This is a genomic window from Ideonella azotifigens (genome assembly GCF_006519715.1).
GTDB classification, from domain to species: Bacteria; Pseudomonadota; Gammaproteobacteria; order Burkholderiales; family Burkholderiaceae_C; genus Ideonella; species Ideonella azotifigens.
In genome coordinates this window covers 1-8,278 of record NZ_VIDT01000207.1, presented here as the reverse complement: position 1 = coordinate 8,278, position 8,278 = coordinate 1, and the positions used below count along the sequence as shown (strand labels likewise).

General features: G+C 67.6%; 8 protein-coding genes. 3 read left to right on the top strand and 5 right to left on the bottom strand.

Going from position 1 to position 8,278, the window contains the following annotated elements:
• Positions 1-1,938: sigma-54-dependent Fis family transcriptional regulator (locus FKP22_RS14170; RefSeq protein WP_233446847.1), on the bottom strand; the 1,938-nt coding region annotated here is incomplete at its 3' end.
• A gap of 373 nt (positions 1,939-2,311) precedes the next feature.
• Here FKP22_RS14170 and pedF point away from each other — a divergent pair.
• Together pedF and FKP22_RS14160 are read left to right on the top strand one after the other, a co-directional pair.
• Positions 2,312-2,803, top strand: coding sequence for a cytochrome c-550 PedF (gene pedF, locus FKP22_RS14165; RefSeq protein WP_141288126.1), 492 nt, complete (start codon positions 2,312-2,314; stop codon positions 2,801-2,803).
• Between the two features lie 17 nt (positions 2,804-2,820).
• Entirely contained in the window at positions 2,821-3,675 is an 855-nt protein-coding gene (locus FKP22_RS14160) for a substrate-binding periplasmic protein (protein WP_141288125.1), read from the top strand.
• Positions 3,676-3,696: 21 nt separating this feature from the next.
• On the opposite strand, the gene FKP22_RS14155 is transcribed toward FKP22_RS14160, so the two are convergent.
• From FKP22_RS14155 to def, 4 genes are all read right to left on the bottom strand, one after another.
• Positions 3,697-4,098 carry a hypothetical protein gene (locus FKP22_RS14155; protein WP_141288124.1) on the bottom strand — a complete coding sequence of 134 codons (402 nt, stop codon included), beginning with the start codon at positions 4,096-4,098 and terminating at the stop codon, positions 3,697-3,699.
• A gap of 75 nt (positions 4,099-4,173) precedes the next feature.
• Entirely contained in the window at positions 4,174-5,022 is an 849-nt protein-coding gene (htpX, locus tag FKP22_RS14150) for a zinc metalloprotease HtpX (protein WP_141288123.1), read from the bottom strand.
• A 122-nt stretch (positions 5,023-5,144) separates the two neighbouring features.
• Positions 5,145-6,107, bottom strand: coding sequence for a methionyl-tRNA formyltransferase (fmt, locus tag FKP22_RS14145; RefSeq protein ID WP_141288127.1), 963 nt, complete (start codon positions 6,105-6,107; stop codon positions 5,145-5,147).
• Between the two features lie 65 nt (positions 6,108-6,172).
• Entirely contained in the window at positions 6,173-6,688 is a 516-nt protein-coding gene (gene def, locus FKP22_RS14140; protein ID WP_141288122.1) for a peptide deformylase, read from the bottom strand.
• Between the two features lie 291 nt (positions 6,689-6,979).
• On the opposite strand from def, the gene FKP22_RS14135 reads away from it, so the two are divergent.
• Positions 6,980-8,122 (top strand): LysM peptidoglycan-binding domain-containing protein, encoded by a 1,143-nt coding sequence (locus tag FKP22_RS14135; RefSeq protein ID WP_141288121.1) that lies wholly within the window; start codon positions 6,980-6,982, stop codon positions 8,120-8,122.
• The last annotated feature ends 156 nt before the right edge of the window (positions 8,123-8,278 follow it).

Genomic DNA, 8,278 nt, shown 5'->3' with positions numbered 1-8,278 from the left:
GATCTCGGCCTCGACCAGGGTGCGCGCAGCCGCGGGGCCGGCAGCGGTCAAGCTCAGCTCGCGTGAGGGCGCGGCGGGCGGCAACTCGCGCGGGGCGCTCGCGGGTGCCCAGGCTACCGCGATGGCTGGCGCCGAGGGCAGCGCCTCAACCAGCCCATGCGCGCCCGCACGGAGCTCGCTGCTGCGCATGCGCCGGATGTCGTCCAGGAAGTCGTCGGACAGGTGGTCCTCGGTGATCTGCGTTTCCCCGGCCGCCATCACTGCCGCCGTGCGCAGCACCGTGGCCAGTTGCCGCACATTGCCCGGCCAGTGGTAGCGGTTGAACAGCGCGATGACCGAGGGGCTGAGCGCCAGCGAGCCGGCCACGCCCAGCGACATCAGGATGCGCTGCGCGACCACCGTCAGGTCGCTGCGGTCGCGCAGCGCCGGCAGCCGCACGACCAGCCCGTCGAGGCGGTAGTAGAGGTCCTGACGGAAGCTGCTTTGTTCGATCATGGCCCGCAGGTCCCGGTGCGTGGCGCTGACCACCGCAATGTCCACCGGGATGGACCTCTGGCTGCCCAGCGGCGTCACGCAGCGCTCCTGCAGCACCCGCAGCAGGTGGGCCTGCAGGCCCAGCGGCATGTCGCCGATCTCGTCGAGGAACAGCGTGCCGCCGTTGGCCTGCAGGATGCGGCCGGTTGCCCCCTTGCGACGCGCGCCGGTGAAGGCCCCTTCCTCGTAACCGAACAGCTCGGCCTCGATCAGCGTCTCGGGGATGGAGGCGCAGTTGACCGCCACGAAGGGCTGGCGCGCGCGCTCGGAGTCCTGGTGCACGGCGCGGGCCAGCAGCTCCTTGCCGGTGCCGGTCTCGCCGAGGATCATCAGCGGGATGTCGCGGTTCAGGATGCGCTGGACCTTGCGCGCCACGGCCTCGAACTGCGCGTCGCCGGTGCTCAGGTAGTGCAGCCCGGACATGCGGGATTCGGCCACCGGACGCGTGGCCGCACCGGCGGATTCGCCGGCGGGGACGGCCCGCATTTCCGGCACGGTCGTCAGGCCCCCGGGCAGGCCGGTGATGCGCTGCAAGGACCCGCTGGCCCGCGGACTCAGGTGCACCAGCCGGCCGTTGGCCAGGTGCAGGCGCATCGGCTGAGCCAGCGGTGCGCGCAGGTGGTCGATCAAGGCCCCGACGTTGGTGTTGAGCAGGCTCACCAAGCTGTGCATGCGCACGGCGGCGCTGCTCATGTCGAGCAGGTCCAGCGCGCTGCGATTGGCCCCCAGGATGCGGCCATCGCCGCCCACCACCAGGATGCCCTCCAGCAAGGTCCCGATGAATTCGGGCCGGATGTGGAAGTGCAAACGCAGTCGGTCGCCGCTGTCGTCCGTCAGCCAGTGGTTCTCGATCATGCGGGCCGACATCCTCACCAGGCCCATGGTGTGCTGGTGGTACACACGCTGGTCTCCGGTGACGTCCAGCACGCCCAGCATGTTGCCGCGCGGGTCGAAGATCGGCGCGGCGGAACAGGTCATGAAACTGTTGACGTGCATGAAGTGCTCGCCGGCGTGGACCAGGGTGGGCAACTCGTCCACCAGGGCGGTGCCAATGGCATTGGTGCCCTTGGACTGCTCGGCCCAGTTCACGCCCGGCGCCAGCGCCACCTTGTTGGCCCGGGCCAGGAATTCGTCGTCGCCCACGGTATGCAGGATGGTGCCCTGCGCGTCGGTCAGCACGATCATGCTGCCGGTGTTGACGATCTGCTCCAGCAGCATCTCCATCACCGGCGCGGCATGGCTGGACAGCCGCAGGTTGCGCTCGCGCGCGATGTTCAGGTCGCCGCGCAGCAAGGGCTCGAAATCCGGCCGCTCCACCCGGGTCAAGCCCAGGGCTGCACAGCGCAAATGGGATTGCTCGATCAGCTCTGTCCGGGCCGGCAGGTTCTCCTGGGGCACGGCCACCGGGGAGGTCCAGGCGCCAGCGCGAGGTCCCGTCCCGTTGGCCTCTGAGTCAGCCACAGACATCGTCATCCAGTTCTCCTCCCGCGCTCACGCGCAGGTTGTCTCCGTGAGATCTCGCGGGTCAACCCTGATGCATGTGCCACCCGGGGTGCCCGCGACTGTTCATTCCTGCAACAGGCTCCGATGGCCGGCTTCAGGCTGACAGCAGCCTTGCCAGCCTCCCCGCTCGCAGGCGGGCCGGTTGATTGGAGCAGAAGCATCTGCAAGAGGGAATTGACGCAACAACTGTTCCCACGTGAAGCATTTCCCGGTGGCACATGGTTTGCGTTGAAGACGCGCATCCGGCCTCGAACCAAGAACAAGGAGACACACCATGAACCGCCCATCATCCCGCGACAGGCTCGGCCGCTGGGCCCGTCGAAGCATGCTGCTGTGCAGCATCGCCAGCGCCGCCGCCTGGGCCCACGGCGACGTGACGCCACAACCGGTGGACACCACCGGCCTGCCCAATCTGGGCGAAGCCTGGCGGAGTGAAAACCCGTTCAGCGGCAATGAGGTCGCGGTGCGCATCGGCACCTCGGGCTTCAACCAGAACTGCGCCCGCTGTCACGGGCTGGAGGCCATCTCGGGCGGCATTGCGCCCGACCTGCGCCGGCTGGACAACGACTGCGTGGGCATGCAGGGCGCCGAGCTGCGCAAGTCCTGCAAGGCCGAGATGGACGACTACTTCATGACCACCGTGCGCCATGGCCGCAGCCGCAATGGCGCGGTCTACATGCCGCCCTTCGAGGGCGTGCTGAGCCAGGAGGCGCTGTGGACCATCAAGACCTACCTGGAAACCCGGCGCGAAAAACCCCTGCCCTGATGCTGGAGGAGATTCCCATGAGAGACGCTCCCTGGACCCGCCGCGCGCTGCTGCGCGGCCTCGCTGCCACGGCCGCTGCCACGGCCCTCGCCACGCCGATGTGGCCCGCCTCGGCGACCACGCTCGCACAGGTGCGAGAACGCGGCACCCTCAGGTTCGCGATCTACAAGGACATGCCGCCGTTCCATGTGGACGGCCGCGGCATTGACGTGGACCTGGCCCAGGCGCTGGCCGATGCCTTGCAGGTGAAGCTCGCGCTGATGCCGTTCTACGCTGACGACAACATGAACGACGACCTGCGCAACATGGTCTGGAAGGGTCATTACCTGGGCTACGGCCCGGCCGACGTGTTGCTGCATGTGCCGGTGGACGCCCCGTTGATGGAAGCCAATCCGCAAGTGCTTTTGTTCGGCCCCTATTGCCGGGAGCGCGTGGCCATCGCCCGCCGCCTGCAGGCCCTGCCGCGGCTGGACACGCTGGAACCGCTGACCGGACAAGCTGTGGCGGTGCAGGGCCAGTCGCTGGCCGGCTGGCTCTTGATCGGCGCCAACGACGGCATGCTGAGGGAGTCCCTGCACACGCAGTGGAAGGACGGCACCGAGGCGGCCCAGGCGCTGCTGCGCGGTGAGGTGGTGGCGGCCGCCGGCCTGGCCTCGGAGCTGGAGACGGTGATCCGGAACGACCCGCGCTACGCCATCACCCCGTTGCCCATGCCGCGCGCGCCGCGTGACGGCTGGGCGGTGGGTCTGGCCGTCAAACGCGACAGTATGGACCTGGCTCAGGCCCTGACCCAGGCGCTCACCGCGTTGGGCCAGGCCGGCCAGCTGCGCGAGATCTTCGCCAGGCAACACCTGGAATGGCATGCAGCCTGAAGCCCAGCCCGCGGGCCTGGGTCAGTGCGCCGGTTTCTTGGCGTCTTTGGCAGGCTTGGCGTCCTTGCCGTCTTTCCCGGCTTCGCTGGCAGCAGGCTTGCTGTCGTCGGCAGCGTCATCGCCTTCGGGCGGCTTGGGCTTCTTCTCTTCCGGCTTGATCACCGGCACCACCGGTTCGATCTTGTTTTCGCGCATGTAGTCGTCCATCTCCCGCCAGCCGGCGTAGATGGACGCCTTTTCGGCCTTCTTGTTCAGCGTGTAGCAGTCTTCGATGGCGCGGCCAGCGTGGCGGCAGGCCGCACCAATGGCCTTGCCCTCGGCGGACTTCTTCTCGGCAACGACGGTGGCGGACTCGATGCCCAACTGGTCGCAGCCGGCCAGCAGGCTGGCAAGGACAAGGGTAGACACAAGGATGCGGCGCATCCCTGGTCTATCGGCCCGCATCACCGCGGGCTTGAGCCTGCGATGGCCCGATCTGGCGCCGGAAAGCGGGTCTTCTCAGCGTCCCGCGGCCATGGCGAGCAGGCGCTCGACACGCTCCTCGGTCGAAGGATGGGTCGAGAACAGCCCGCGCAGGCCGCCGGCGGAGAGCGGGTTCATGATCATCATCTGCGCGGTTTCCGGGTGGCGCTCGGTGGTTTCCAGCGGCAGGCCTTGCGCTGCGCGGTGGATCTTCTGCAGCGCGGACGCCAGGGCCTGCGGGTCGCCGGAGATCTGCGCGCCACCGCGGTCGGCCTCGAACTCGCGCGAGCGGCTGATGGCCATCTGGATCAGGCTGGCAGCCAGCGGCGCGAGCAGCATCACCAGAATCGAGACGATGGGATTGACCGAGCGGCCTTCACTGTCGCGCCCGCCAAAGAACATCGCGAAATTGGCCAGCATGCTGATGGCGCCGGCCATGGTCGCGCTGATGGTCGAGATCAGGATGTCGCGATGCTTCACGTGCGCCAGCTCGTGCGCCATCACGCCGCGCAACTCGCGCTCGCTGAGCACGCGCAGGATGCCGGTGGTCGCGGCCACCGCGGCGTGTTGCGGGTTGCGGCCGGTGGCAAAGGCATTGGGCGCGTCCTCCTGGATCAGGTAGACCCGCGGCATCGGCAGCTCAGCCCTGGCCGCGAGCTCGCGCACCAGGCGGTAGAACTGCGGCGCGGTGGTTTCGTCGACTTCCTGCGCGTTGTACATGCGCAGGACCATCTTGTCGGAGAACCAGTAGCTGAAGAAATTCATCCCCAGCGCAATCACCAGCGCCAGCACCATGCCTTGCTGGCCGCCCAGCAGCCGGCCAATGATCATGAACAGCGCGGTGATGGCCGCCATCAGCACAGCGGTCTTCATCAGGTTGAACATGGCGAACTTTCCTTCCAGCATCGAAACACACGCGCCAACAGGCGGCGCGACCGACGCGGCCCCATGACCGTGTCGCTGGATCAGATGGCGGCGGACCGCCGAAGTTCAACCGTTGCGCCGGTTCACTCGGGCAACGGCAGGGTCTGTCCGACCTGGCCAGGCTTGGCCTGCAGCAGCGCCGCGACCGGCAAGCGCTTACCGCCAGGCCGCTGGACCTGCCGCAGGGCCAGCGCGCCTTCGCCGCAGGCGATGCGCAATTCGTCGCCCGCTGCCAGGACCTGGCCGGGCTGCACGCCAGCTGGTGCCGGTCGCAACTCGGCCTGCCAGAGCTTCACGAGCTCGCCGTCCCAGACAAAGCTGGCGCCCGGGAACGGGTCAAACGCACGCACCCGGCGCTCGATCAACGCGGCCGGCAGCCGCCAGTCGATCGCGCTTTCGGCCTTGTCGATCTTGTGTGCGTAGGTGATTCCGTCTTCCGGCTGCCGCGTGGCTGGCAGCGGCTCGCCGCGCTGCAGGGTTTGCAGCGCCTGCACGATCAGCTCGCCCCCTTGCGCGGCCAGGCGGTCGTGCAGCGTGGTGGTGCGGTCGCCTGCCTGAATGGGCTGTTCGCCGATCAGCAGCATGTCGCCGGTGTCCAGGCCGGCGTCCATCTGCATGATGGTGATGCCGGTGCACGCATCGCCGGCCTCGATGGCGCGATGAATCGGGGCAGCGCCGCGCCAGCGGGGCAGCAGCGAGGCATGGATGTTCAGGCAGCCCAGGCGCGGCAGGTCCAGGACCCAGGTCGGCAGGATCAGACCGTAGGCAGCGACGATCATCACGTCGGGCGCTGCGGCCAGCAAGGCTTCGCGCGCCGCAGCGGCGTCTTCCGGGTACTTGCCGTCCAGCCGCAAGCTGCGCGGCTGGCTGACCGCCACGCCGTGCTGAAGCGCCAGCGCCTTGACCGGCGAGGCCTGCAGCTTCATGCCGCGGCCGGCCGGGCGGTCTGGCTGGCTCATCACCAGCGGCACTTCGAAGCCGGCGGCCAGCAAGGCCTGCAGTGCCACCGCGGCGAATTCGGGCGTGCCGGCGAACACCAGTTTCAGCGGATGCGGAGCCGAGGCGTCCTGAGAAGACGAAGAATCACCCATGCGCGTCGATTCCGGCGCGCTCAACGGGATTTGGCGTCGTCGCGCGTCTTTTTCAGCATCTTGGTCTTGATGCGGCCTTGCTTGAGCGGGCTCAGGTATTCGACGAACACCTTGCCGGCCAGGTGATCCATTTCATGCTGCACACAGACCGCCGTCAGTCCGTCCGCATCGAATTCGTAGGGCTGGCCGTCACGGCCCAACGCACGCACGGTGACCCTGGCGTGCCGGGGCACCTCGTCATAGATCGTGGGCACGGAGAGGCAACCTTCCTCGCCGACGGTCATCTCGTCGCTGAGCTTCAGCAGCTCCGGGTTGATCAGCACCAGCGGCTGGTCGCGGCCCTCGGAGGTGTCCATCACGATCACGCGGCGGTGCACGTCGACCTGGGTCGCGGCCAGGCCAACACCTTCGGCCTCGTACATCGTGGCCAGCATGTCGTCGACCAGTTGCCGGACTTCGGCGTCCACCGCCAGCACCGGTTCGGCCACCTTGTGCAGGCGGGGATCGGGATATCGAAGAATCGGAAGCAGGGCCATGGTGTCGAAAAGGATGGGAATCGATCTGTCAGCGGTGCGCGAAAAAAGGAGCAAGCGCACTCGCCATTGTTGACCCTGCGCAACGTGCGGTTTCACAACACAGCTGTTTCAGCCTGTTTCGTTAAACCGATTTCATTGCGGCATCAAGGGTTTAGGGGCAGAATTTGCCGGAGTTTCTAGCATTGCCCGCCGGTGGTCATGCGACGGGTGGGCTTCCAGCGCCCGGCCGCCGTCAACCGGAATTGTTGCACTGTCACAAATTTCCGGCTCATCGTCCGGGAGTCTCCATCCATGAGCCGTCTGTCATTCCACTGCCTGCCCCCATTGTTCTTCGCCCTGGCCGGCTCACTGACTGCCTCGGGCGCCTTTGCGGTGGACTACCCCATCACCCCAGGCCAGCGCAGCACTGCGCAGCAGGTGGCCCAGGCCGGTGTGCCGCTGTCCGAGCTGTCGCCCAATGCGCCTGACAGCTACACCATCAAGAAGGGCGACACGCTCTGGGACATCTCCAAGCTGTTCCTGAAGAGCCCGTGGCGCTGGCCCGAGCTCTGGGGCATGAACATGGAGCAGATCCACAACCCGCACCTCATCTACCCGGGTCAGGTGCTGTTCCTGGACAAGTCCAATGGCCGCGCGCGGCTGACGCTGGGCCGCCCGGTGGGCAACGAGGAAAAGCTGTCGCCGCGGGTGCGTTCCGAGCCGCTGATCACCGACGCGATCTCCTCGGTGCCCATGCACCTGATCGGCCCGTTCCTGAACGACGCGGTGGTCTTCGAGACCAACCAGTTGGAACTGTCGCCGCAAATCGTTGCCACCCAGGAAGGCCGCGTGCTGCTTTCGCGCGGTGAAACCGCCTATGTCAAGGGTGACGTGGATGCCGCCCGCAACTGGCAGCTGTTCCGCGAACCCAAGCCGCTGACCGATCCAGAAACCGGCGAGATCCTGGGCTTCGAGGCTCGCCATGTCGGCACCGCAGAGCTGATCGCCAAGCCCGATGTGAGCTCGCTCACCAGCGCCGACGAGATCGCGCCATCGGTCTTCCGCATCAACACGCTGCGCGAAGAAGCCAATGTCGGCGACCACCTGGCGCCGCTGCCCCCGCGCGACACCAGCCCGTTTGCACCGCACGCCCCGTCCAATGGCCTGAAGGGCAGGATCATTGCCGTCTATGGGGATGGCCTGAACGCCGGCCAGAACCAGATCGTGTCGCTGAACCGCGGCCTGCGCGATGGCGTCGAGCGCGGCCATGTGCTGGCGCTTTGGCGCGCCGGCACCCGGCGCCCGGACCCGACCGACAAGAGCAAGATGCTGGTGTTGCCCGACGAGCGCCACGGCCTGCTGTTCGTCTTCCGCGTCTTCGAGCGCGTGTCCTACGCGCTGATCCTGCAAGTGCAGGATCCCGTGCACTCTGGCGACAAGTTCACCCAGCCCTGAGCCCGCAACGACAGGCCGCACTGGCCTGCCGCGATGCGCGCGCCCGCAGCGCCGGCTCCGCCGCCATGAGCACCACGAAGCTGCCCGAGGCTGAAGCCCGAGCCTGGCTGCTGCTGGTGCACACGCCGGGCGCTGGCGGTGAATCGGTTCGCCGCC

Excerpts from the sequence above, each read along its gene's own strand:
- pedF (WP_141288126.1), top strand. The coding sequence starts at position 2,312 with ATGAACCGCCCATCATCCCGCGACAGGCTCGGCCGCTGGGCCCGTCGA.
- FKP22_RS14160 (WP_141288125.1), top strand. The coding sequence starts at position 2,821 with ATGAGAGACGCTCCCTGGACCCGCCGCGCGCTGCTGCGCGGCCTCGCT.
- FKP22_RS14155 (WP_141288124.1), bottom strand. The coding sequence starts at position 4,098 with ATGCGCCGCATCCTTGTGTCTACCCTTGTCCTTGCCAGCCTGCTGGCC.
- htpX (WP_141288123.1), bottom strand. The coding sequence starts at position 5,022 with ATGTTCAACCTGATGAAGACCGCTGTGCTGATGGCGGCCATCACCGCG.
- def (WP_141288122.1), bottom strand. The coding sequence starts at position 6,688 with ATGGCCCTGCTTCCGATTCTTCGATATCCCGATCCCCGCCTGCACAAG.
- FKP22_RS14135 (WP_141288121.1), top strand. The coding sequence starts at position 6,980 with ATGAGCCGTCTGTCATTCCACTGCCTGCCCCCATTGTTCTTCGCCCTG.